At 33.9% G+C, this 25127-nt stretch carries 21 protein-coding genes and 1 pseudogene; 16 read left to right on the top strand and 6 right to left on the bottom strand.

Annotated elements, in window-relative coordinates; all coding sequences use genetic code 11:
• Window positions 1–304: 304 nt before the first annotated feature.
• The 5 genes and pseudogenes from U9R83_RS14365 (at window position 305) to U9R83_RS14345 (ending at window position 7534) form a co-directional block, all read left to right on the top strand.
• A complete protein-coding gene (locus tag U9R83_RS14365) occupies window positions 305–1099 on the top strand; it encodes a hypothetical protein (protein ID WP_328575308.1) in 795 nt (264 codons plus the stop codon).
• A 73-nt stretch (window positions 1100–1172) separates the two neighbouring features.
• Window positions 1173–3074 (top strand): hypothetical protein, encoded by a 1902-nt coding sequence (locus U9R83_RS14360; RefSeq protein ID WP_328575307.1) that lies wholly within the window; start codon window positions 1173–1175, stop codon window positions 3072–3074.
• Window positions 3075–3567: 493 nt separating this feature from the next.
• The gene (locus U9R83_RS14355; RefSeq protein ID WP_328575306.1) at window positions 3568–6309 is read left to right on the top strand and encodes a restriction endonuclease; all 2742 of its coding nucleotides are present in this window, start codon (window positions 3568–3570) and stop codon (window positions 6307–6309) included.
• Window positions 6310–6461: 152 nt separating this feature from the next.
• Window positions 6462–6578, top strand: a pseudogene (locus U9R83_RS14350) (aminopeptidase); the annotation flags it as partial.
• A gap of 119 nt (window positions 6579–6697) precedes the next feature.
• Window positions 6698–7534 carry a hypothetical protein gene (locus U9R83_RS14345; protein ID WP_014459589.1) on the top strand — a complete coding sequence of 279 codons (837 nt, stop codon included), beginning with the start codon at window positions 6698–6700 and terminating at the stop codon, window positions 7532–7534.
• Between the two features lie 29 nt (window positions 7535–7563).
• Here U9R83_RS14345 and U9R83_RS14340 read toward each other — a convergent pair whose 3' ends face one another.
• Both U9R83_RS14340 and U9R83_RS14335 read right to left on the bottom strand, forming a co-directional pair.
• Window positions 7564–7698, bottom strand: a complete 135-nt coding sequence (locus U9R83_RS14340; protein WP_014459590.1) for a hypothetical protein — start codon at window positions 7696–7698, stop codon at window positions 7564–7566.
• 80 nt (window positions 7699–7778) lie between these two features.
• On the bottom strand, window positions 7779–8270 hold the full coding sequence (locus U9R83_RS14335; protein ID WP_014459591.1) for a hypothetical protein: 492 nt from the start codon (window positions 8268–8270) through the stop codon (window positions 7779–7781).
• A gap of 407 nt (window positions 8271–8677) precedes the next feature.
• On the opposite strand from U9R83_RS14335, the gene U9R83_RS14330 reads away from it, so the two are divergent.
• The 3 genes from U9R83_RS14330 to U9R83_RS14320 all read left to right on the top strand — a co-directional run bounded on the left by U9R83_RS14330 (window position 8678) and on the right by U9R83_RS14320 (window position 10859).
• Window positions 8678–9097 carry a hypothetical protein gene (locus tag U9R83_RS14330; protein ID WP_014459592.1) on the top strand — a complete coding sequence of 140 codons (420 nt, stop codon included), beginning with the start codon at window positions 8678–8680 and terminating at the stop codon, window positions 9095–9097.
• A gap of 72 nt (window positions 9098–9169) precedes the next feature.
• Window positions 9170–10153, top strand: a complete 984-nt coding sequence (locus U9R83_RS14325; RefSeq protein ID WP_328575305.1) for a hypothetical protein — start codon at window positions 9170–9172, stop codon at window positions 10151–10153.
• 127 nt (window positions 10154–10280) lie between these two features.
• Window positions 10281–10859, top strand: coding sequence for an HAD-IA family hydrolase (locus U9R83_RS14320; protein WP_014459594.1), 579 nt, complete (start codon window positions 10281–10283; stop codon window positions 10857–10859).
• A gap of 2 nt (window positions 10860–10861) precedes the next feature.
• Here the strand turns inward: U9R83_RS14320 and U9R83_RS14315 are convergent, their stop codons facing one another.
• The 3 genes from U9R83_RS14315 to U9R83_RS14305 all read right to left on the bottom strand — a co-directional run bounded on the left by U9R83_RS14315 (window position 10862) and on the right by U9R83_RS14305 (window position 15766).
• On the bottom strand, window positions 10862–11458 hold the full coding sequence (locus U9R83_RS14315; protein WP_328575304.1) for a mechanosensitive ion channel family protein: 597 nt from the start codon (window positions 11456–11458) through the stop codon (window positions 10862–10864).
• Between the two features lie 852 nt (window positions 11459–12310).
• Window positions 12311–13333 carry a hypothetical protein gene (locus U9R83_RS14310; protein ID WP_014459596.1) on the bottom strand — a complete coding sequence of 341 codons (1023 nt, stop codon included), beginning with the start codon at window positions 13331–13333 and terminating at the stop codon, window positions 12311–12313.
• Window positions 13334–14302: 969 nt separating this feature from the next.
• Entirely contained in the window at window positions 14303–15766 is a 1464-nt protein-coding gene (locus tag U9R83_RS14305) for a hypothetical protein (RefSeq protein WP_115654203.1), read from the bottom strand.
• A 313-nt stretch (window positions 15767–16079) separates the two neighbouring features.
• On the opposite strand from U9R83_RS14305, the gene U9R83_RS14300 reads away from it, so the two are divergent.
• The 5 genes from U9R83_RS14300 (at window position 16080) to U9R83_RS14280 (ending at window position 22119) form a co-directional block, all read left to right on the top strand.
• The gene (locus U9R83_RS14300) at window positions 16080–16961 is read left to right on the top strand and encodes an HAD family hydrolase (protein WP_209366847.1); all 882 of its coding nucleotides are present in this window, start codon (window positions 16080–16082) and stop codon (window positions 16959–16961) included.
• Between the two features lie 558 nt (window positions 16962–17519).
• Window positions 17520–18344: a pyruvate, water dikinase regulatory protein gene (locus U9R83_RS14295; protein WP_208733339.1), complete on the top strand. Its 825-nt coding sequence runs from the start codon at window positions 17520–17522 to the stop codon at window positions 18342–18344.
• Between the two features lie 120 nt (window positions 18345–18464).
• A complete protein-coding gene (locus U9R83_RS14290) occupies window positions 18465–19967 on the top strand; it encodes a malate:quinone oxidoreductase (protein ID WP_243549446.1) in 1503 nt (500 codons plus the stop codon).
• 249 nt (window positions 19968–20216) lie between these two features.
• Window positions 20217–20876 carry a 2OG-Fe(II) oxygenase gene (locus U9R83_RS14285; protein ID WP_209366843.1) on the top strand — a complete coding sequence of 220 codons (660 nt, stop codon included), beginning with the start codon at window positions 20217–20219 and terminating at the stop codon, window positions 20874–20876.
• A 418-nt stretch (window positions 20877–21294) separates the two neighbouring features.
• Window positions 21295–22119 carry a thermonuclease family protein gene (locus tag U9R83_RS14280; RefSeq protein ID WP_209366841.1) on the top strand — a complete coding sequence of 275 codons (825 nt, stop codon included), beginning with the start codon at window positions 21295–21297 and terminating at the stop codon, window positions 22117–22119.
• 66 nt (window positions 22120–22185) lie between these two features.
• On the opposite strand, the gene U9R83_RS14275 is transcribed toward U9R83_RS14280, so the two are convergent.
• Window positions 22186–22329: a hypothetical protein gene (locus U9R83_RS14275; RefSeq protein ID WP_158307786.1), complete on the bottom strand. Its 144-nt coding sequence runs from the start codon at window positions 22327–22329 to the stop codon at window positions 22186–22188.
• 159 nt (window positions 22330–22488) lie between these two features.
• Between U9R83_RS14275 and U9R83_RS14270 the strand changes: the two genes are divergently transcribed.
• From U9R83_RS14270 to U9R83_RS14260, 3 genes are all read left to right on the top strand, one after another.
• The gene (locus U9R83_RS14270; protein ID WP_013057535.1) at window positions 22489–23043 is read left to right on the top strand and encodes a GNAT family N-acetyltransferase; all 555 of its coding nucleotides are present in this window, start codon (window positions 22489–22491) and stop codon (window positions 23041–23043) included.
• Window positions 23044–23240: 197 nt separating this feature from the next.
• A complete protein-coding gene (locus U9R83_RS14265; RefSeq protein ID WP_014459607.1) occupies window positions 23241–23801 on the top strand; it encodes a hypothetical protein in 561 nt (186 codons plus the stop codon).
• A 199-nt stretch (window positions 23802–24000) separates the two neighbouring features.
• Window positions 24001–24831: a YitT family protein gene (locus U9R83_RS14260; RefSeq protein WP_116740831.1), complete on the top strand. Its 831-nt coding sequence runs from the start codon at window positions 24001–24003 to the stop codon at window positions 24829–24831.
• Window positions 24832–25127 lie beyond the last annotated feature (296 nt).

The following is a 25127-nucleotide window of genomic DNA, read 5'->3' as shown; positions in this document are numbered from 1 at the left end:
AGAGAAAGACCGAATTAGAAGCAAAACAACTTTAAAGGTCTCTTTTTTCATTTGACTCTCTGAAAGAGGTTTGCATAACTACACTTCAACTAAATACGGTAGTGTAGGAGTATACAAAACATTTTCTTAGTGCTTTCTAAGGCAAGGAAACCTATGTTGCTACACATACATAACACAATTTTCTACGATTCCTTCTAGATGGTTGAATTAAGATATATTGCTGATGTAATATATTGTTAAAAATCTGTTATAATTAATAGATTAATAGTATTTATATATTATGTCATACGAGGATGGTAATAGCATGAACCTTAATCATAAAATTAAAAAAAGAAAAAAGGCTCTTGAGACTATCAATGAACTTGTGAACAATGCTTCACATTTGTTGTTAATCCATTATTCATGTGAAAGTTTTTATAATGTTCCCAGTGGTTATACACCGAGGGTTACTACGATAGCAGTAAGGTATTATAATACAGCACAAACGAAATCTTTTGGTATTCATAAGATAGCCGAAATAAAAAAAATACCATTTGAAGATATTGAAAATAATTATGATGAACTTGAAAGAGAAATGTTAAAGGAATTTTTTCAATTTGTTAAGAAGCATAAGTCCTATACTTGGACTCATTGGAATATGAGAGATTTGAATTTTGGATTTGAAGCAATTGAAAATAGGTATAGGGTTTTAGGAGGAAGACCCGAAACAATAGACGATGAAAAAAAGTATGACTTAGCAAGATTGCTTATTGATATTTATGGTGTGGGCTATATTGGTCATCCGAGGTTAGAAAAACTCATTGAAAAAAATAAAATTTCATATAGAGATTTTTTAGATGGACAATCCGAAGCCGCAGCATTTACTAATAAAGAATATGTAAAACTGCACATGTCAACTCTAAAGAAAGTTGATGTTTTTCATTCCATTCTAGATAAAGTAGCATCAGGAAATCTGAAAACAAATGTTAAATGGCATGAACCCTACGGATTATCTCCCCAAGGCGTTTATGAAGCTATTAAGGACCACTGGCTTTACGCTATCATTATGCTACTTTTGGGAGCAATTGTAGGAGCAGTTGTATCTAATATAATGGGCTGAACAAGGATTATAAGAAACAATATGAATATGATTAAAGAATTGTATAAAGAGAATGATTACGAAAGGAGAGCGTATGTTAGGAATTAAATTCTATTCTGATCATGACATGGCTTTTGGTGAAGAAGTGAAAAAAATAGTGAAAAAAATTAATGATGAAGATATTTATTCTGAATGGGGTATTGTTGATTTATTAGAATTTCACAATATTTTGAAATACATAAATATTAAAAATGTTAGTGACCATATTGTACAAGAGACAAATGTTGATATAAAAGATTATGAGAAAAGAATAAGACAAAAAATTGGTAAATTCATAGGGTGTCACAAACATGGATTCATCAATTTATATGATGAAATTGACTTTGATGCCACAGATGATTTCTTTGAAGTGCTTCAAGATTACAAAATATATCAAAGAATTGAAATTAATGATTTTAAAAGGTTTCTTGAAAAGGAAAATGTACATATCTATACAATACTCAAGTTTAATAAATTGGTTGAGTATTTTGATGAAACGGTTAAAGACGTGTTACTATCTGACTCTATGAATGCAGAGGCAATTCTCTCAAAGTATTTAAAAGAAAATGTTTTATTCTTACCCCAATCTTTAAATAAGACAGATATATTCAGCTTGATTAGTGAGTATATTGATTCACCACAAGTCAACATAAATGTATTGAGGGAAATCATTACTTTTCCAGCGAGTAAAGGTTTAAGTATACCCGATAAAATCAAGTTGCATGCTAAGAGGAAAGCAAAAATAGAGGAGGAAAAAATATTTAATAATGGAACAGGTATTGAAAGAGGGGTACAGGTTTCTTATCCAAATGACCAAAATGAAGCTATATTGGTGACTATGGATGGTAGAACAGCGGATATTAAGGTAAGTAGAAAATGGCTAGAAGAAAATACTGATTATCCCACACTTTGGAATAATTTTATTCATCTATTCGAATTTGTTGATGAACAAATGAGATTAGAACTTGACTCTAAAAAAAGTGAAAGTAGTGCTTTAGAGTCAGTACTTAGTACACAAGCAGAATACCTATATTACCAGTCATCCTCTTTTCGTTTTAAAGAAATGCTGGCTAATGCTGAGATATACAGCTATGTCAAAGTTTTAAATGTTCTTAATGTAAGATTGGAAGAAATGATTGAATGGTTTTTTGATGTGTATCTAAAAGAAGAATTTCAAATCAGCAATTTCATGGTTAAAATGCCTTCGAATAAAGCATCATATTTTGAAAAGTGTAGAACTATTCTCCCTGAAATCGATAGAATTTTTAAACAGTATAATACCCTAATTGAAGATGGAATAATAGATCAGGAATTAATTCAAATGTCATCTTCTAGTTTTAAGAATAAAGATATTAAATCGTTTAATGAAAAGAAATACGTATACTCTTCTAGTGACTGGTATAAAACAGCATCATTCTTATTGTTTTCTGACCAGAGCGGCATATTTTATTTGCCACACAAAGAAGAGAGATATAAGAATTTTTTCAACTTGATAATTTCTGAAAAATTAAACAGAAGTGATTTTCAAAAACATCAACAGTTAAGAATGCAATGGTTATTTGATAATAACTTAATTTATGAAAGCAGCATGGGCTACTTAGAATTTGTAGACCAAAGAGTAATATATGTTCTTAAGCAACTATATTATGGAGAAGTAATTAGTTATTGGCATTGTCCTGAGAGTATACAAGTATTGATAGATGAGTTAGATACTCACAAGCTTATTAATTTTGAAAACAGTCTATTTTCAAGAAATGAACAAGATTATCTTGATTATTATCTCAATAAATCAAAGTTTACTAACGGTCATGATATCCGAAATAAATACTTACATGGAACAAATGTTAACGATGAGGCACAATACGAGTTAGATTACTACTTAATTCTTAAACTATTTGTCATAATAATTATTAAAATCAACGATGATTTGTGTATCAAAAGCAACAGAGGTGAATAAATTAAAAAGCAAAGACCTGCCTGATTAATAGGTAGGTCTTGTTTTATTGCTTACTACTATCAGTATGCTGTAGTATCGGATTAAATTTGTCTATAGAAAAGGTTAAGGATTCTATTACAGTTGAAATTGGTGAACTTAAATTTAAAGTTCCTAAAGAATTAAAAAAGAAGTTGTGACAAGAGAGTCCTATAATGAAACTTTCTTTTTATGTTAGAACGAATATAGATTTAGAATTAACAATACTTTTATGCACACAGAACAACTGTAAGTTATATCATGGAACTATAATAAAAAGGCGATATTACGTACCTTGATGATGAGCTAGATAAATTTTCTCACTGTTTTATACAATAATGACCTAGGCTAATTTATTTAATATTAAACCAATACTATATAACTATTAAGAGACTTTAGTGGTATAATTTTGATATAAATGTAGATTTATGTATTTTTTTAGTTATTAACTATTAAGTATAACAAGGAGATATTGTTAATGGGAAATTTTGTAGAAATTGTTGTGTCTGATAATACCACTAATACTCAAAAGGGGAGACTTCTAGAGGAGTTAGGGAAAGAGTTATTATCTATCCTGCAGTATGAGGTAGTAGAAGAAGTGAGAGTTACAGCTATGGAAGTTGATTTGCTAGCAAGACATCTCATTAGTGGAGAAACAATCTTTGTAGAATGTAAAGCTCACCAAAATAATTTATCTGCGGATGTACTTACTAAATTATTAGGAAATGTTTTTTTTAAAGGTGTTTCTTCAGGGTGGCTGTTCACAACTGGACCGCTGGGGAAAGATGCAAAAGGTTTTAGAGAGGAATGGTCCCAAAAAATCCCAGACGAAAGAAGAAAATTGAATATTTATACATCTGATAAGTTAGTAGACTTATTAATTAGTTCAGGTAAGATATGCAATCCTATAGCGTTACCAAAAGATAAAAAATACACTTATGCGGAGGAAAATACTCTTATAATTTCTGAGTACGGAAGGTTTTGGGCTATTAAAGTGTTACATGTTTCTGCGGGTATACCATATGGAGTGATTTTATATGATGCTGAGAATTCTAAGTTAATAATTGATAAAGATGTGATTAATTCTGTCTCAAAATTGCAGACTTCATTAAACGACCTTGAATTTATCATGACTGAACTGAACGATGAAAACAAAGTACTTACAGAGGAGCTTACAGAAGAACTTAGCAATATTGCAATAGTTACAGGTGGAGACCAATGGGCGGATTATAGACCTTCTAGACCTAGAGATTTCATAGGGAGAGAGGATTTACTTCGTGATATATTTAAATATTTTAATTCTGTAGTAGAAAATGAAACTAATACAAGACTTTTGGCTATTAAAGCTCCTTCAGGATGGGGAAAGAGTTCAGCATTACTAAAATTAGTTTCAAAATCAAAAAGTAAGAGATACAAAACTAAGTTCTTTGTTCATGCAGTAGATGTGCGGGCAGCAACTTCACGTAGGTATGGAGAGTTATCACTATTATCATGTATTAATTCTGCAGTGGAAAAAGGATTCATCACTAAACCTTCAGAAGAAATCATTATAAACAGTGTCACTAATCCCTTGTCTAGTAAAGGTTTGGCTGAAATATTACAGTCGCTGAGAGACGAAAATAAAGTATTAATTTTATGTTTTGACCAATTTGAAGAGATATTTTCTAAAAATGAATTAGCTGATTTATTCGAAAGTATTAGAAAGTTAGCAATTGCTATAGATTCAGCTAGAGAGAACATTATCCTTGGGTTTGCTTGGAAAACGGATGGAACTACACCTACAGACCATCCAGCTTATTATATGTGGCAGAGTCTATCTGATAGAAGGAGGGAATTTCAACTCTCTACATTCACACCCAAAGAAATAAACAAAGCTCTAAGTATATTTTCAAAGGAATTGGGACAATCTTTAAATCCTAGCTTGAAGAAATATCTTATAGACCACTGTCAAGGTTATCCATGGTTATTAAAGAAACTTTGTATTCATGTTCATTCTTTAATCAAGAATGGTATCGAACAAAATGAGATAATGGGGAAAGGACTAGATATCGAATCTTTATTTGAAAGGGATTTAAGTGAATTATCTTCATCTGAGCAGGCATGTTTAAAGAAAATTGCTAATGAATCTCCTGCAGATTTCTTTAAAGTTGACCAGGATTTTGGAAGCGAAACTGTTCATGCTTTACTTAATAGAAGGTTGATAATTCGTAAAGCACATAAACTAATATTGTATTGGGATATTTTTAAAGATTATGTTTTAACAGGTTCTGTACCTCGAATAACCATAACATACATCCCTCAGGGGAATCTAAATAAATATAGTAACCTTTTACAATTGCTGCTAAACCAAAAAGAAATGAATTTATCGGACATAGCAAAGAATTTGAAGATTAGTATAAAAGCCTCAGACAACCTTATTCGGGATATGGTTATGTTCGGAAATGTCACCAGGCAGGGAGAGAGAATAATACTTCTTCAAGAGACAGAAAATGAGGCAATAAATAAAGTCTATTCCTTTTTTAATAGCCACATTTTATTAAAAACTTTAGTAACACAATATGGTGACGGTTTTGGAGTAACTTTTCAAGAGTTTGAAAAGACATTTATTAATTTGTATAAAGAATCTCAATTTTCACAAAAGACATTTGGCGTATATATAAATAGAGTTATAAACTGGTTTTTAGGATTGAATATTATAAGAGTTAGCCATGGACAAATCACTTACTTGTCAGAGAAGACTCCTGTGCCTAAACAAATATTAATACCTAATGGTAGGATAGCTGTCAACGCTCGAATACACCCATTTTTAGGGTCTGCTCCTGCGGAAAGGGTTCTAGAGTTAATTGCAAAAATTGAACATGGTATAGATAATGAAGAAGAATTAAAAAAGTTGGGCTTAAGAAATGCAGTTACTGTTCTAAAGTCACTTGGACTAGCAATAAAACAAATTGACACAATAAAATTAGTTAACTTAGACGATGACTATAAATTAACTATAGCGGAAAAGATAATTGAAACTCAAACGATACAACTAATTGTACACTATATTAAGGAACAGGGGACTGCACCTAACTCAAATGAAGTAGGAACAATGGTAGCAAAACTCTTAAATAAAGAGTGGAAAGACGCTTCTAAAACTCGTACTGGACTAGCTTTATTAAAGTGGCATAAGTGGGCTACAGAAGTTATTAAGGAAAAAAATTCTGCAACTATAATTTAAAAATTAGAAATACTATAATTGGAACTTTAGGTTGGGGAAGCTATGCTGATAAATATAAGTAAGGAAACCTTTAACAACAAGCTTAAGAGCCTAAATTTTTTGGTCACACAGTGGTCACGGATTGGTCACAGAACCCTAATTTTCCATTCTAAAACGACAGCATCACCCACGTTGACTTCATGATTGGCTCAGCTGAAATGGACATCGACGGCATCAAAGCTGACGGTACAAGCGAGCCTGTGTTTAGAAAAGGGAACTGGGCGCTTTAATAAACAGTTTAATCTATGAAGTCTCTACAATAATCAAGGTAATAAATGAATTAGCCACTTCTCGATTTATAGAAGTGGCTATAAGTTTTTTTAATGTAAAGAGGAGAGTAATACGTTAAATGAATGAATTAGTAAAAATTGTTTTAAATAGTGTAGACCAATTATTTGGCAAAAATTATGTGCAATTGATTACTTATTTATTAATAGCATTAATTGGAACATGGTTGTACAAAGAGTTCAGAACTCAATTACTAAATAGTGAAAACTATAAAAGAGAAAAGTACAGTGAGGTATTAACAATTTTACTAGAATTGGAGTATGCACTAAATAGATTCTTAATAAATGAATTAGAGTTTAGTCAATTAGAAGAGAATTTAAAGGCTGCTTATCCGTATTTATCTTATGATCTAAGTAAGGATGTTGGAAGCTTTAGTACTGGAATAGAAAAGAAAAAAGTCGAGGAATTCGTCGAAAGATTGAGTGCAGAGAGAAATAACCTTAAATATAACCAACCTAATGCTTTCTCTTATTTAAGTGAAAGAAGTATATCTCGGTCATTTGGTCACTTATTTAGAACAATGCTTTCACCTGTGCTTATACCTTTCCTGTTGACTTTATTAACTGTAGTGGTTTCATTTATGCTATTATATCTCACGTCTGCTATGTCAACTGTTGAATCTGTTGTCAAACAATATTATTTGATACAAGGTGTAATAGATTACATATGTTTCTTAATGATATTAGTTGGTATCGCTGATATTATTAATAACCAAAAGGTGTCTAGCATGAAACACTTAGTTATTTTTCTTATTATTTTTATAACTTTGTCTATTACTGCATTTTTACTTTTTTCAAAATTCATTATTATTCCTACAATTCTATTTGTATGCTACGGAATATTATTAAAAATGTACTTACCAAAAATTATTGTTGGGCTAAAAATAAAGAATATATAAATAAAAAGAAGAATCACGGCAGGCGAACTTCACTCAGTTCCACCTTGCTGTGATTCTTCTTTTTTTACCGGAGCGTCACGCTTGAACATGTGATAGTAGGTAAACCCTAAGCATAGAGCGCCGGCGATTGAACAAAAATATTGCAAAAAACGGACGAAATCCATTGGAATGACCTCCCATTTTCAGTTTCGCTTCTAGTATGTACAGGGAAGTGAAATAATATGTGAAAAAGGGAGGTTTTCTCTTATAGTTCGTATGGTTCTTGGAGAGTAAGGTAAGGCTGCTGATCTTCAAGACCAAGACGCTTATTTAATTGTCTTTTCATTAAATCGTACTGGTAGATGAGGTGAAATTGATTTTTTTTCGGTGTTTCACAGCGAATGTAGGTTTCTTGCCCGTTCTTGTCTGTGAAATGAATGGTTAACTCACCGAAATAGCGTTGAACAGGAGCTCCGTGAAGGCCTTTTTCATTTTTGACAACCTTTGAAAATTCTGCTCGTTGAATACGGTTAAATGGAATAATAGCTACTTGATTGATAACAAGACGCTGATCGTACATGTCAATTTTAGATATAGAAATTTGATTAATTCCTTCTGCAAATTTAACATGCCCGTTTACAGAAACAAGCGGTTTGCGATCCTCAGGATCAACAGCGCCTTGAGGCCGCTTAATGACGTAGAAGCTACCTACGCCAAGTGCTACGATACCAACCACAACAATAAGTGCAAACATCATTTTGCATTCCACCTCCTGAGTATAGATGTGTAATCTGAATTTAACAGCAAGCTGTTTCAGTTGCCATATTGCCTCAACAATGAGGGTAGAGAAAAGCAGTTCGGCAGTTCATTATAAGTATATACATACGTTCGACAATATGGTGTGATATTCCTTCTTATTATGACTTTTTTACGACAAAATGGGCAAAACTCTTTTCGAAAATGAAGCGAATCAGTTACAATTTAAGGATAAGGTACCAAATTTCTTTTTTATCTCAAAAAAGTGCAGAAAAGCGTAAAAAATTCTAGGTACTTTCTCATATTTTTACTATTTTTATAGAATTTATCCCAATTTCTAATCCTTTATCGTGTATAATCTCTTGTGTGCAGCATGATATACATAAAGGTGTAAGGAGGCACAGTTCATTGTCTTTATCAGCAAAAAAGATATTATTATTAGTTTTAGTAGTTATATGTTTAGTGTTAGTTGTGATGCAATTCATAAATCGATCAGCAGAGCCGACTTCTGAACAGGCCCAAGAAACACTGAGTAAGCTTCCTGAACAAGAAACCGTTAAAGAAAAAGCAAAGGGCGACGAGGAAGCGCACAAATATCGAGTGTATTATATTACTATTGAAAAAATCGAAAATGGTACATACAGCGGAACAACCAAAGAAGGAACGGGCATTAAATTTTCCGATAAAAATTTAAATGAACCGATTCCAAGCAATTTGAAAAAAGGGGATATCGTTAAAGCATACTTTGATCTTGAATATAGCACGAAAGGTCTAGTCAAAGTAGAAAAGGTAGACGAGATACCCGATGATGACGAGAGCTCAAGTTAATTGAGCTCTTTTTTTGTGTTTTACGAATGTGGTAAAATATTGAATATACAGATACGATACAGGGGGAAGAAGATGATAGCAGCAATTATAGTAGGAGCGGTAATTCTTTTAGCTTTGATTATTAAAGGGATTGGAAAGCCAAGGGGATTTCGCTTGTATAAAGAGGAGCTTCCAGATGAGCTCGGAATACATAAAGGTAATGGTTTTGAAGATATTGTTCATTCACTAGAAGATTCTTTACCGATAGCCTATGTTCAGCAAGTGAAACAGCGTATGAAAGGGAAAAATACAAAAGACGATGAAGTGGAATGGACGTTTTTTGAGATGAAGCGCTACTTTTTATTAAATGCAGTCATCAAAGATGTACCGATGTTTAGTGCAAAAGTGGATGAAGTATGGCATGAAATGATTATGTTTACAGTGGATTATGAACGTTTTACAGACCGTTTTTTCAACCGCTTTTTGCATCACCAGCCAAATGTAGAGACAATTCCATCCCCACAGCCGAATAAGCGAGCGTTCTTTGATTGGATGTATGCTCATTTGTTTGACATAACGGGTAACAGCCGACTGCTTTGGGGGAAATTTTTTCAGCATCCGCTTGATAAAAGTACGCTTCAAGATTTTCAAAGGTTATCAGAAGATGAATTACTAGATCGCTATTTTTTAAGAAACAGCAAATGGGAAAAACAACAGAGGCACTTGATTCAAACATTAAAAGAAGAAATTAAGGATGCAAAAAAACGAATGAAATCCGGAGGATCGTCGTACTTTAAAAAAGCATTAACAAAAGGGAATGTATCAACCGAACTTCTCTTTCAAGGCTTTGTTTTTTATTCACTTTACGAAGCTACCGACTTTTCAAGACATATGAATGAACTGCTGCTATACAAAAAGACAATCTATGCGGGAGATACAGCCTCGTACAGCGGCTATAGCTGTTCAAGTCCATGGGAAGACAACCGTCATCATCACCACGACGGAGGTCACCACCATCATGACAGCGGCAGCAGCTGTTCAAGCTCTAGCTGCGGGAGCGGGTGCAGCAGCAGCTAGTACAGTAAAAAAACTCGTATAAAGCGAGTTTTTTTACTGCAAATGTAACGATGATAAAAAGGTTAACTGACAAGCAATGAAAAATTTGGTATAATCGTTACGTTTTTAAAAAGGAGAGACAGCGAAAATGAATATTTTATGGGACTTTGATGGAACCATCTTTGATACCTATCCGACTATTGTAAAAGCATTTAAAGAACTACTAACAGATCAAACGATCTCAGAAGATAATATTCTAAGACAAATGAAGGTTTCTTCTGACGTAGCAATTAAGCATTTCAATATTGAAAAGTCTTTGTTTGATAAACACTTCCATGTGCTCGAACAGAAAATCAACCCTAAAGATAAGCCTGCTTTTCCTCACGTAGAAGACGTACTGAGCTTTGCGGATACAAATGTAATTGTTACGCATAAATCTAGACAGTCTACTCTTGATATTCTTGCATTTTTTAATATGGAGCACTATTTTACGGAGATTATTACAAAGGATGATGGCTACAAACGAAAGCCTGATAGCGGCGCTTATGCATATCTTCACGATAAGTATCAGCTCGATTTAGTGATTGGAGATCGCGAGCTCGATTTAAAACCTGCTCGTGAACTGGGAATTAAAACATGTGCATTTCAAAATGACGATATTGAAGCAGATTATCACCTTACATCATATGATCAATTCTTTACAACGGTCGTAAATAAAAACTCGTGAAGCTATTCTTCACGAGTTTTTATTTGTTCAGGTGTATGTATTTCGGGAATTTCACCGAGCGTGTAGTTCGCTACTTTTGTAATGTTACTATTGGCAAAAAAGTAAAACTCTCCGTCAACTCCGCGAATTTTTGTCGTGCGCAATCCAATTTCTTCAACAGTTCCTTTCGTATCATTTATGGATACGTGATCTCCTACTGAGAATTGATCTTCAAACAGAATAAAAAAACCGTTTAAAATATCTTTAATTAAATTCTGTGCACCTAAGCCTGTAATAAACCCTGCTACGCTAATACCAGCTAAAAGTGCTTTCATATTAATTCCGATTGCTTCTAAAGATGTGATAAGTACAATAAAATACACGACGTACATGATAATGCTCAGACAAAGTTTTTTGAGCGTTATTTCTTTACGTTCATTGTACCTCAGCAGCTTAGTTTTAAATCTGAAATCAAAGATTTTATTAATTACACTACGAGCAAACCGGATGACAATTTGAGCAATGATAAAAATGAGGATAATCTTTATGATTACTTCACTAATGTCAATCCACTTACCGGTATTAAATAGAGTTTGCTGTATCCACTGTATGTATTTCATGACTAAGTCCCTTTCTTGCTTTATAAAATTTTCTCTACTGAATAGTATAATTTATTTTAAAAAATATACTACTAGAATTTATTAGGGTAAGTTTGAACGATTGTATAGTTTTATTTTAATTTAATTTATTTGTATCTGGTATATGTAATAAAAATTCCTTAATTTAGAAAAAAAGAAATCTTCAAGTATAGAGATTTTTAAAGCATTTCTTTATACAAAGATTAAATAAACAATTATAGCAGATATTAGTATAGATCTTATTAACAAACATTATATACAGATATTAAAGAAAGAAAAATCTTCTAAAAACCCAATGATATCAAGGGTTAGAAAGAAAATAGCTTTTCAATAAATAACTGTGTGGAAAATAGACCCTTTTTGTGAACAGCATCCTTTAGCTAAAGGATGTTTTTTATCGTAGTAAATATGGAATATATTTTATTTACTATGTTTTTTCTTCTACAATAGATGGATTTTAAAATCAATGGTATGAAGATTGCTTTTAAAAGTATGAATTATTTCCGCTGTGGATAAAAGTAGTTATGTTAAAGAGTAAATAACCTGGAAATTATCGTTAATAAAAAAATAAAAGGGATGTTTTTATTAACAAAGAGGATGATATAACAATCATTGAATATGTTTTCTTTCTTTTGTGGATAAGTATGAAGGTGTTTTTTTAGTAATATTCCGTAGTTATACACAAGAAATATCATTTATTTGAACTCATCACGTTTATATGGATAGGATAATGGAATTGGAGAGCTGCAAAAATGGGTGTTTGTTTGCGCTATTTGTATCAAAAAGAGAAGAGAAGGGAGAGAAAATAAAAAAAAGGCATGCCAAATAAGCCCCTTATGAAGCTGTAAGTTCGGCAGGGACTTGATCTTGAAGATTTTTTGAAAGCTCTTTTCGAATGAGCGTACGGATTTTTCCACCGTAATTTTCAACAACTTGAGCGTCATGGCTGAAGAAGGCCTGTTCAATCAGAGAATAAAGGGCAGACTTCACTCGTTCAATACCATATTCAAAAGAAAGCTGAACCAAATCAGCGATGTCTTCGTTTTGGAATGAAGACATAACAATTCCTGTAGAATCTGTGCTGTGTCCAGATAATTTTGCAAAAATCTCTTCAATAGTACGTCGAATCGCCGCATTATATTGATCTTTCTTTTCTTGTTTTGACATCTTGCCATTTTTCGCTCCGTCTTTTAAAACAAAGAAAATAGTAGATCCTTGGACAACGGTTTTAAATGCGCTCGTCTGTGTTTCAGCTATTTTTTGCATCATACCCTTGTAGTGAGTATATTTCGGCGTAAAAATTTTATAGTCATTAAAGCTAATTTTTGAAGTGTTTTCTCCAGGATTAAACTGACGCTTAATCGTATCGTTGTCATAAACCAATTCTTTGCGCAGCTCTAAACGAAGGGCATTTACGTTTTCAATTAGAATAAGTTCTTCAAAGCGAGTATATTCTAATTCCATAAACCCAAAGCCGTGTTCTTCAAAATATTGAGGATAGGGAACAATACAAATATTGATTCCTTTGCCGCTGCGAGAATAGGAAATTAATTCTGTTTCTGCTAATACTACATTGTTGTTGCGAACTGTTCGAACTGTACAATTCAAAGCGGCTGCAATCTCTTTTTCAGAAACATCACAAATAATACCTCTTTCATCAACGTGAAGGAAGTGATAAAAAATTAATTGTGAAATTTGAGATTTAGATAAACGGTGATGTTCTGCCACTGTTTTGATTGTAGGGTTCCCATGAGCGTCTAGGTCCATGTGATCTTCAATATCTTTATATTTTTCTACGGTGCTAGACAATTGGCGAATAATTTGTTTTCCAATTTTCGCAAATTCTTTTTTTATCATGAGAATCCCTCCAATCTATTTCATATCAACAATAATTTATTAGGGTAAAATAACAAAGAATACCTTGTGAAAATTATATCAATAAGAAACAGAATCGCAAACGAACGAGTAGTACGCTAAAAACGGCAAAAGGTTCAAAGAATGCTGTCGTATCAAGGGGTTCAGCGTATAGGTTTTTTAGTACGACAAAAACGGCAAAAGCAAGCAAGTACCGGTAGAACAGTGTTTGTTACGATCAGTAAAAACCAAAAAAAACTTTATGCGTTTTAGTACGTAAAAAACGGCCAAAGTTTCAGTATAGTACGCTAAAAACAGCAAAAGTGAAGAATGGTACGCTAAAAACAGCAAAAGCTACCTCGATTCACCTAAAAAAAGGTAAAAAAATCACTTCTCTAATCGCTGTAAATAACACAATGAATTTCAATAGTACGTCAAAAATGGCAAAAGCTATTTTTAGTACGTGAAAAACGTCAAAAACGACCTGGTAGTACGCTAAAAACAGCAAAAGTTATCGTTTGGTACGTCAAAAATGGCAAAAGCTTTATATATGCTGCGAAAAAAATAAAAAATGGGGTTTGAAAAGGCAATAACAAAGGGAAAAGCAATGTTTAGTACGCAGAAAACGGCAAAAGTAGTGAAGGAGTACGTCAAAAACGGCAAAAGGTAGGATTGTTTTACGAAAAAAAGAGAATAATTAACAATTAATAAGTGATGACGAGTAAATAAAATGAATTTAGTACGTCAAAAATGGCAAAAGAATCAGAGTGGTACGTCAAAAACAGCAAAAGGTAGTAATTAGTACGCTAAAAACGGCAAAAGAAGCGAAGAGGTACGTAAAAAACGGCAAAAGCTTCTGGTTAGTACGTTAAAAATGACAAAACTTCCAAACTATGAAATAAAAGTAGAGGGATATTTTGTATTTATAAGCTGAAAGTGGCAAAATATCAAATAAAAAAGGAAGGGAACAATTTACCCTTCCAATGTTTCTCTATGTTCTCCTCCAAAATAATCTTGAATTTCATAATTTTGAAGAGGAATAAAAGAGATTTCAAATCCTTGAAGTTTTTGCTGATAACTTTGGATCAGCACTTGATTGCTAACAAACTCTGCTAGAGATTCATTAATTAATTTTAAGTTGACATCAATTTTCTTTGAACGAAAACGAACTTTTGAAGCAAAATATTGATACGGGTAAAAATGGGTGTAAGACTTCTCTTGTAAATAACAATCTAATCGCTCTTTTTGAAATGCATACAGCAGTAAAGAAGACAGCGAGTTATCTTTAAACTTTTTAATAACGTCACTGTAAATTTGTACAAACTGCTGATTTAAAAAGCCTTGATGCGTATCGTCGCTAAATACGATGGTTGCATATCGTCTGCCCGTTACTTCATCGGTTTCAATAACAGCTTTTTGGAAGAAGTTTATCGCAAATTTTGTATCTCTGGAATTTTTCTTCTTCGCTACACCTTCTACGTGATATCTGGCAATTTTCATAATGCGGGCTTCAACCGCTTCATAGTTTTTTACACCTTTTGAATTATAAATTTCTTTAACGATATCCGCTAAATCAAGAGTCACCGTTTTTTCTTTATAAAACATCTCGTCGCGCTGTGAAAGAGCAAACTGGATAATTTGGGAATCTTTTGGGTCTAAAACCATATTTCGTTTGGAAAGAACTGTTTGATTATCATTCACAGGGATAATGGTGCGAATGAAATATTCTTCATCAACTTTATAGTCATTATATAAAACGACTTCTTGGGAGTTTGTTTTAACTTCCATATTGGTTTTAAGAGAATGACTTTCATTTGAGAAGATAGGGGCCTCTACCCACGAATTTAATCTTTTATCAATCCAGTTACTCAAATTTCCATTGTATTTTTCTAGTATGATTTCAGCAATTAAAAAAGTAAAGTCTGTGTGAAATGCTTTCTCTATTTGATAATTCATCTTTGAATCTAGATAAGGAAAATCGGTAATATTTGTTTTTTTACTTTTAGCCCATGCCTCTACTTCTTTTAACTTTATCTTTAAAATATCTTCAGGCTTTTCCACGCCAAACAGCTTTTTTAAGTGTTCGGTATCCACTTTTTTATCCATCACTTTTTTGGCCAATTCAATGTCTTCAAAAATAGGGTTAGGCTTTTCTGCTTTAATATCTTTTTTTAACGTTTGCAGCCAGTTTTTCTTATTCGACTGTCTTCTTTTGTAGGCAGGGTTTCTGATTTCCTTAGGATTTATTAATTTATTCTCTAAAACAAACGTATCTTGCAATATATTTAAAATGTAGTCTTCTATAAAATCTTTTTCATTCGAAAAGAACGAGTGAGAATCATATAAAAAGTCTATACACTTTGCTTTGATATTGTCATCGATCGCATCGCTGATTTGTTTAATAAGGTAAGGAGAAAAATTGGATGGTTCTTTCATGTTGACCTCCTCTGTATGTATTTAATCTGTAACAGTCTTATTATATCTTTTTTAAACGATACTCTAAAGACTAAAAGGAAAATTCATTTTTGTGAAAGCTGTTTTATATCAAATAAGCCCAGCCGGCTATTAGTATATAAAGGCTTATTGCAAATATAAAATTCTTTCTTTATAGCGCTTGTACAATTTTAGATGTAAGGAGAGTATTGTAGTAGCTTTATAAAAGAGAAAAGCAAAGTACATTCATTGAGTTTAAAAATGGAAAAGTTTATACTTGCCAAGTACACTCTTTTTACAAATAGGGGGAATAAATATGTTGTTAAAACCTAAAGCAATTTTTTTAGATATGGACGGTACGATATTAAATCGCTCCAACAAAGTAAGTATTCAAACAAAAGAAACCATTGACGAATTACGAAAACAGGGAATTTTTGTTTTTATTGCTACGGGAAGAGCGTTTGATGAAATAGAAGAGTTAGTTCCTGAAGGCTTTCAAGTGGATGGATTTATCACGTCAAATGGTATGGCAGGGTACGTAGGAAAAGAAGCAGTCTTTCAGCACTCGCTTTCGCTTCAATTGGTGGAAACTATTATTGAAAAAGCAAGAGCGAACAAGGTATACTACGAGCTTTTCCCGTATGGCACACCTCGCGTGACGTTAAAACAAGATCAGCCATATGTTAAAAATGAAATTAGAGAGCCAAAGCCAGACAGTGTGGAAATTAACGAATGGCTTTCTCGTAAACAAGCAATTAAAGAAGAAATTGACTGGAAAGATTCCGTAGAAGGAAGTGAATTTTCAAAGTTCTATTTCTTTGCAAGAACGCACGAGCATATCGATAACTGGAAAGAGGAGCTTGAAGAACTTAAAAAAGAAATCGACTTTACAACTTCTACTTCATCTAAACACAATGTTGAAGTGATGGTGGCAAACGTAAATAAAGCAACGGGAATTCAGCAAATGCTAAAACATTTTAATTTGCCTGAGCAAGACATTCTAGCAATTGGCGACAGCAACAATGATTTACCAATGTTCCAGTTTGCCAGCTATGCCGTAGCGATGAAAAATGCGCCGAATCATATTAAAGAAATTGTCGATGACGTAACGGAATTTAACTGTGACGAAAACGGCGTATCTCATTATCTTTCTAAATTTTTATTGCAAAAATCTACTAGAAGTAATCCCGTTTTATAAAAATAAGTCTATTTCACGACAATGCATTATAACCAACTATTCAAAACATCGTCTTTTAGGCGGTGTTTTTAGTATGTATAAGGTAAAAAGTAAACCGTTCATTATTTTTAGTTATAGCACTCTTAGCTAAAAAGAATAGCTAAGAATAAATCTTCTATAATTTAAAAATCATGTTATAAACAACATAACTATCCTCGTGCCTATTCCTGCAAAACGCCTCTCAGCCCTGATGAGTGCACCATGCCAAAGCATAAAACATTTTAAAATCTAAACTTTTTCTTTCTTCAAACTTTTTATAAAATGCGCAGAAAAGGGATTGTATCTCCGTATATTTAATGCTAATATAACATTTAATGAAAATAGTATAACATATTTAGCTTTATTCTGTAATTAGTATGACATAAATTCTTGATTAAATTGTTTTGTTAAAGTGTTTATAATCACAGTGACCAGCATATTTATCTATTCATTACTATTAAATTGTGTATCTTGTAAGCTGCTAAATAAAAAATATTAGCGTTATTAAACTATTAAAATCAAAGAATAGGAAGATTTAATGTGAATAAAAGAAAAATTGTCTATATAGTTTCCGACTCAGTAGGTGAAACGGCTGAGCTGATGGTAAAAGCAGTTTTAACTCAATTTAGTGGAGAAGATATTGAAATTCAAAATACTTCTTACGTAGAAAATGAGGAAAATATTGATAATATCATTGCCGAAGCAAGGTGTAACGAGGCCATCATTGCGTATACTATCGTCATCCCACCTTTAAAACAGTATCTTGACCAAACGGCACAAGAAGAAGGAATTGTAGCCATTGATTTGATGACCCCTCTTATGAGTGCCTTTAGCCAAACCTTTAATAAAGAACCTAATCTTCAACCGAGATTAACGAGAAAATTAGACGATAACTATTTTCGAAGAGTAGAAGCAGTTGAATTCGCTGTTAAATATGATGATGGACAAGACTTCAGAGGCATCAAGCGAGCTGATCTAGTGTTGATTGGTGTTTCGAGAACATCTAAGACGCCACTTTCTATGTATTTAGCTCATAAAAGTCTTAAAGTAGCGAATATACCGTTAGTTCCAGAAGTGACGCCTCCTGACGAACTTTTTACTATTCCAAAAAATAAATGTATTGGTTTAGTTATTACACCGGATAGGCTCAATGAAATCCGAAAAGAACGATTAAAAAATTTAGGTTTAGCGTCTCAAGCCAATTATGCCAATGTAGATCGAATCCTTGAAGAGCTGGACTATGCTGAGAAAATTATGAAGCGCATTGGCTGTCCTATTGTTAATGTCTCAGGTAAAGCAGTTGAAGAAACCGCTGAAGTGATATTGAGCATGTTAAAAAAGGACAAGATGAAAGGGTATGTATAAAAACTCCCATTATGTAAGACAGACAACTTGTCAGACATACTTAATCTATAGAGAGTCAAGTAGAACAGGCGTGTTGCTAAAAGGTGCTTTTTTAAAATATAAAAGATAAGGAAGATTGTGATGAGCAATGTATATAAAAAAACAGACGTTATCTTAATTGGGGCCGGAGTGATGAGTGCAACGTTGGGATCTTTACTAAAAGAGTTAGCGCCGGAATGGGAAATCAAAGTATTTGAAAAACTCGCAGATGCAGGAGAAGAAAGCTCCAATGAATGGAATAATGCAGGGACGGGCCATGCTGCACTGTGCGAGTTGAACTATACATCTGAACAAGCTGACGGATCCATAGATATTACGAAAGCCGTGCGAATTAATGAACAGTTTCAACTTTCAAGACAGTTTTGGTCGTACCTTGTAAGCAGTAATTTAATTCATCATCCGCAAGAGTTTATTATGCCAATCCCTCACATGAGTTTCGTACAAGGAGAAAAGAACGTATCCTTTTTGAAAAAACGTTTTGAAGCGCTATCAAATAATCCGTTGTTTCAAGGGATGGAGTATTCGGATCGTCCTGAAAAGTTAAAAGAATGGATGCCGCTTGTTATGAAAGGCCGTACATCGACTGAAGCAATTGCGGCAACCAAAATTGACTCAGGGACGGACGTGAACTTTGGAGCTTTAACTCGTATGTTGTTTACACATTTAAAAAGTAAAAGCGTAGAAATAAACTATAACCACAGCGTTGAAAATCTGACACGTAACGCAGACGGCTCGTGGGAAGTAAAAGTACATGATATTCATAGCGGCAAACAGGAATATCACACAGCAAACTTTGTTTTTATCGGAGGAGGAGGCGGAAGTCTGTCTTTACTCCAAAAAACGGGTATTCCTGAGTCCAAACATATTGGAGGGTTCCCGGTAAGCGGATTATTTATGGTATGCACTAATCCCGAAGTTGTAGCGCAGCATCACGGGAAAGTGTACGGAAAAGCAAAGGTTGGCGCTCCACCGATGTCGGTTCCGCACCTTGATACACGCTATATCGACCGCAAAAAAACACTGCTGTTTGGACCTTTTGCCGGATTTTCACCAAAGTTCTTAAAAATGGGTTCAAATTTGGATTTAATCAATTCTGTAAAACCAAATAATATCTTAACGATGTTAGCAGCAGGCGTCAAAGAGATGGGCTTAACGAAATACTTGATTCAGCAGGTGCTGTTGTCCAATGAAAAGCGTATGGAAGAACTTCGCGAGTTTATTCCAAACGCAAAAAGCGAAGACTGGGATATCGTCGTAGCGGGTCAGCGTGTACAAGTAATCAAAGATACGGAAGCCGGAGGTAAAGGAACTCTTCAATTTGGTACAGAAGTTGTGAGTTCAGCGGATGGTTCCGTTGCTGCATTGCTCGGGGCTTCGCCAGGTGCTTCGACTGCCGTTCATGTTATGCTTGAAGTGCTAGAAAAGTGTTTCCCCCAGCATATGAAGAAATGGGAACCAAAAATAAAAGAAATGATTCCTTCTTACGGCTTGTCACTGGTAGAAAATCCAGCGCTTTTTAACGAAATTCATGCTTCTACAGCACAAACGCTTGATTTAAGTAAAAAAGAACTTGCGTACCGATGATTTTAGGCGCCTTTGACACGTATGCTTTAGATTAAAAGAATTTTTCAGGCTGCTTTATAAAGTGTTTAAAATATAGGTGAAACATATAATAAAAAATGAAGGAGCTTCGTTATATAACGGGCTTCTTTTTATTTATTTCCTTTGCTAGCAGAATTTACTTCGTATTCATGATATAATTCTTATTAGTAAGCGTTTACATATAGTGAAGTGAAGAAGTGGAAAATAGCTATTTCGAGGAGCCGATAAAAGATGATTCTAACTAATACATCTTTACTAACGAAAGAACAAACGATTTTTAACCATTCAGGGAATAAAATTAAATTAGAAGACAGAGAGATTGATATTGTTGCTCGATTTGAAGAGCCTCTTGTTCTAGTTTTAGGAAATGTCCTAAGTAACGAAGAATGTGACGAACTTATACAGCTATCCAAAGATAAAATGCAGCGATCAAAAATTGGTGCTGAACGTGAAGTAAACAGTATTCGAACGAGCAGCGGCATGTTTTTTGAAGAAAGCGAAAACGAGCTTGTACATCAAATCGAAAGAAGACTTTCTAAAATAATGGGACCATCTATTGAATATGCTGAAGGTCTTCAAGTTTTAAAATACTTGCCTGATCAAGAATACAAAGCGCATCACGATTATTTCACTTCTGCAAGTAAAGCATCTAAAAATAACCGTATTAGTACATTGGTTATGTACTTAAACGATGTGGAAGAAGGAGGAGAAACTTATTTTCCTAAGCTGGGTCTTTCCATATCTCCGACAAAAGGAATGGCCGTGTACTTTGAATATTTTTATAGTGACGCTGAACTTAATGACCGTACTCTCCACGGGGGAGCTCCTGTTATAAAAGGAGAAAAGTGGGTCGCTACCCAGTGGATGCGCAAACAAAAAATTCGATCGTAATAACAAAGGTTTGAAGAGCCCTATTAGCTATTGTTAATGAGGGCTCTTATTTATGTTACAAAAAATAGCAATCATGTTAGCTAGTTATTATATTGAAATATTCATACTTATTCTATTTGTGCGGCTATTCCTTATTCTTATAAGCCGGTAGACGATAAATGTATTTGTAGTGTAAAATATCCTCATGATTAAAAATCTGGATACACGAAAACGAAAAATGTGTTCGTGAGATAAAAATAAAATAGATGCCATTTAAATAATGATTTTAAAACAGGTAACCAATTTTTATAACAGGTGCACGAAAAAACTCGTGAAAGGTATTTTCACGAGTTTTTGTTTTTAGGTGATTTACACTATTTATAAAATCATTTTACTTTTATATAGTAGATAGGGAACGTGTTAAAGGAGGACCCGGGTTTTGAAAGAAATAAAAGCAATTATTTACGCCATGCTCGCGACGTTTATGCTGCTTCTTACTGGATGCAGCGATGAGCAGGCAAGTCATTCAACCACATCTTCTACGGATACAAAACAAGCAGTTCAAGTAGAAAGTTCATCAGATCAAGAAGACGATCATAGTCCTTCTAAAGCAAGTCGTGAAGATGTAGTAGGTGAGGCAGCTACGGTAGAAAGAGTGGTGGATGGCGATACGCTTAAAGTGAAAATGCTGAACGGAAAGACGGATCGAGTGCGACTACTTCTTGTCGATACCCCTGAAACAAAGCATCCCAAACTAGGCGTACAGCCCTTTGGTCCAGAAGCATCTGCTTACACCAAAAAAAGGCTAGAAGGGCAGGAAATCACTCTTGAATTTGATGTACAAGAGCGTGATCAATATGGACGCTTGCTTGCTTATGTATGGATAGACAATGAGCTGTATAATGAAGAGCTGCTAGTAAAAGGGCTAGCCCGCGTAGCGGTATTTCCTCCTAATACAAAGTACGTAGATGAATTTAAGAAAATACAGGAGCAGGCTCGAAAAAGCGAAAAAGGCATCTGGAGTATTGAAAACTATGCACAAGAAAAAGGATATAACACGGATGCTGTAAAAAATCAGTCCTCTTCTAAACAAAAGGATACTCAGTCTGCCAAAAACTGTGAAGGTAAAATAAAAGGAAATCAAAACTCTAAAATTTATCACGTGCCAACAGGGGCACACTACAACCAAACCATGAACAACATCATTTGGTTCTGTACCGAAAAAGATGCACAAGAAGCAGGATACAAAAAAGCAAAAAACTAACAAAGAAATTCAGTAGCTGCTGAGTTTCTTTTTTTGTGAGTTCCGTAAGTATGTGTATAGGATTGGCTAAATACCGTCCAACAAAGAACGACCAATTCGTATAAGAAGACGCACGGGCCATATGAGCAACTGAGGCACTTGTAAAAGAACCTCCGCTATAAGTTCTCTCCCGCTCATCGTATTATCTTTCTGCTGCCGGCGTTTTTTCATAGTCATCATCCATTCATTTGAAAATATACATTAATTATACAATGAAAGGAAGATTAGGAGTTAATTTTTTCTTTCTTTTCTTTTTCGTGTTAAAGTAGATAGGTAAGAAGTTTTGCTGCAAATAAAGCAAGCAAAGAGGATAAAGGGAGTTTGAAAATCGTGAAAATAAGGAAAGCAAGAAAAGAAGATGCTTCTGCTGTAACGGAATTACTTTATGACATGCTTGGCAGTATTGCACGCTCTCATACGGCGGCTACAACGAATGAAGAAGCGCTTTTAAGACTTAAAGCGTTTATTCTGTCTGAGAAGAATCGCTATAGCTATCATCATATTACAGTCGCAGAAGTCGATGAGAAGGTAGTTGGACTTATGCTTTGCTATGAAGGAAGTATGTTACAAACGCTTTATGAACCAGTTAAGCGTTTTGTACGTGCTAAACTTAATAATCCAGCGTGGGAAATTGATATAGAAACGGAACATGGAGATTATTATATTGACTCTCTATGTGTAGATGAAGCTTACCGCGGAAAAGGGATAGGAACGGCTCTTTTAAATGTAGCCAAGCAAGAAGCCAAAAAGCGTAAGATGTTTTTATCGTTAAACGTTGAATATAATAACGTAGAAGCCAAAAAATTGTATCAGCGTATAGGCTTTCAAGAGCATAAAACCATTTTTATTGATAAAAAACCATTTTTTTATATGAAGACTGCCTGATCATCTTTACGGTAGTATTTTTTGTGATAAAATGGATATATAAGTAAAATAATAAGAACCAACAGCTCAGCAGTTTTGCTGAGCTTTCCTGTAAATCGCGTAAACGTATCAAAATGGAGAGAACCCTACATCAAATGGACCATAAGCAAGCGGTCATGAAAGTATGTTTGCTGATGTGCCACACGAAAGGAGCGTGCATGAACATCAGAGATCTTCCGTTTAATATGAGTTATCGATTTAATGAACAGCTTCGAGAAGTTCCGGTTAACCCACACCAAATGAAGCAGGGAATTATCTATTTAAAGAAACGAGCTCTTGAAGAAGAGGATGAGTGTGCCGCTGCTAAAACATATGGACATATTGGTGTATATGAGCGCATACTTGGAGAATTAATGAGCAGTGAAAGACATCTGCAGCTGGCCATTTATCTATATGACCGACATGCTGATACAAAAGGTGAATTTTTGAATACGATCCGACTTGGACATACATATCACTGGCAAGAACAGTGGGATAAAGCGAATGAAACGTTTCAGCTACTCATTGAACAATTAAAAGCAGATGAAGACCTTCACATATATGAAGACTTTGTCTATCAGCATTATGGAAAATGTTTACTTGATCAACGGGTTGTTTCCAGAGCGCATCACTATTTTCAACGCGCGTTAGAAATTCGATTGAAAAAAGGCGATAAAGAATTAATTGAGTCGACTAATTCCTGCATCCGTCTTTGTTTAAATAAATTAAAACATTCCTAGTATACATAAAAGATAAATGACTCATAGCCTTGGTTACACATAATGCATAAACTTTCCGTTTGACAAACGTATGTGAACATATTATAGTCATACATGGCAATTTAAGAATACGTAATATAAAAACTAAACATAAGCGTCTCTTCTCTTTTGGAGAAGGGGCTTTTTTATGTGAATTTTTATGCTGAGGAGGGTTTAATCGATGAGTAAAACAGTAAAAGATGTCATCTTTTTATTAATAGGTTCGTTTGTATTTTCACTTGCAGTTAACATGTTCGTCATTCCAATAGGACTAGGTGAAGGCGGCGTTACGGGTATCTCCATTATTTTATATTATACAACGCATCTTTCAACGGGCATCACTAACTTTATTTTAAACGGTATCTTACTTATCGTAGGGTATAAATTTTTAGAGAAAAAAACCATCGTTTATACGATGATTACGATTATCGCTACATCTATTTTTCTTCACGTAACTGAAGGCTGGGGTCTTCATCTTCATGAAGAGCTCATCGGCATGGTTTTTGCCGGTGTACTGCTAGGGGTTGGAATTGGGATGATTTTGCGAGTTGGCGGAACGACAGCAGGTTCAGCCATTATTGCTCGAATTCTAAATAAGTTTTTAAACTGGAAAGTCAGTTACGCACTTTTAGCTGTTGATTTACTAGTGGTATTGGCTTCTTATTTTATTATTGGAGCCGAAAAGTTATTATTTACAATCGTTATGCTTTACATTACAACAAAAGTAATTGATTTCGTTATTGAAGGATTTGATGCGAAAAAAGCCGTTACCGTTATTTCAAGCAACAAAAACGAGGTGGCGGACCAAATCAATGAACAGCTTGATCGCGGTGTAACGATTCTAAACGGTCGAGGGAACTATACAAAAGAGTCAAAAGAAATCTTGTATGTTGTTATTAACAAGCAAGAGCTTATTAAGCTTAAAAAGCTGATTAAAAAAATTGATGATGAAGCATTTGTTATTGTGCACGATGTACGAGATGTAATTGGAAAAGGCTTTTTAAGCGCATAAAGCCGCAATTCTTGGCAATTTTTTCTGACGTTGGTGTTTTCCGAAAAAGTATGATATAAGTGTGTCTAAAGACAATTCAATATACGAAAGGAAGAACCCATATGCGTAATAAAAGGCATGTAAAACGTCTTCTTCAACGTCGAATTCGTTCTTTACGATACGTTGTCTTTATTTTATTTACGATACTGATTTTAAAGTACGTTAGTGAAATTATGTAGCTTTTTTTATATGAGTCTTATCGCTCATTTGGAGTGCTTTTTCTTTTAAATTAGTAAACCAATTTGTATAATAGGTTT

The organism is Priestia sp. LL-8 (assembly GCF_036227845.1).
In the GTDB taxonomy this organism is placed as follows: Bacteria; Bacillota; Bacilli; order Bacillales; family Bacillaceae_H; genus Priestia; species Priestia zanthoxyli.
Note: the sequence above shows the minus strand (reverse complement) of the source record. Positions and strands in the feature narration are given on the sequence as shown.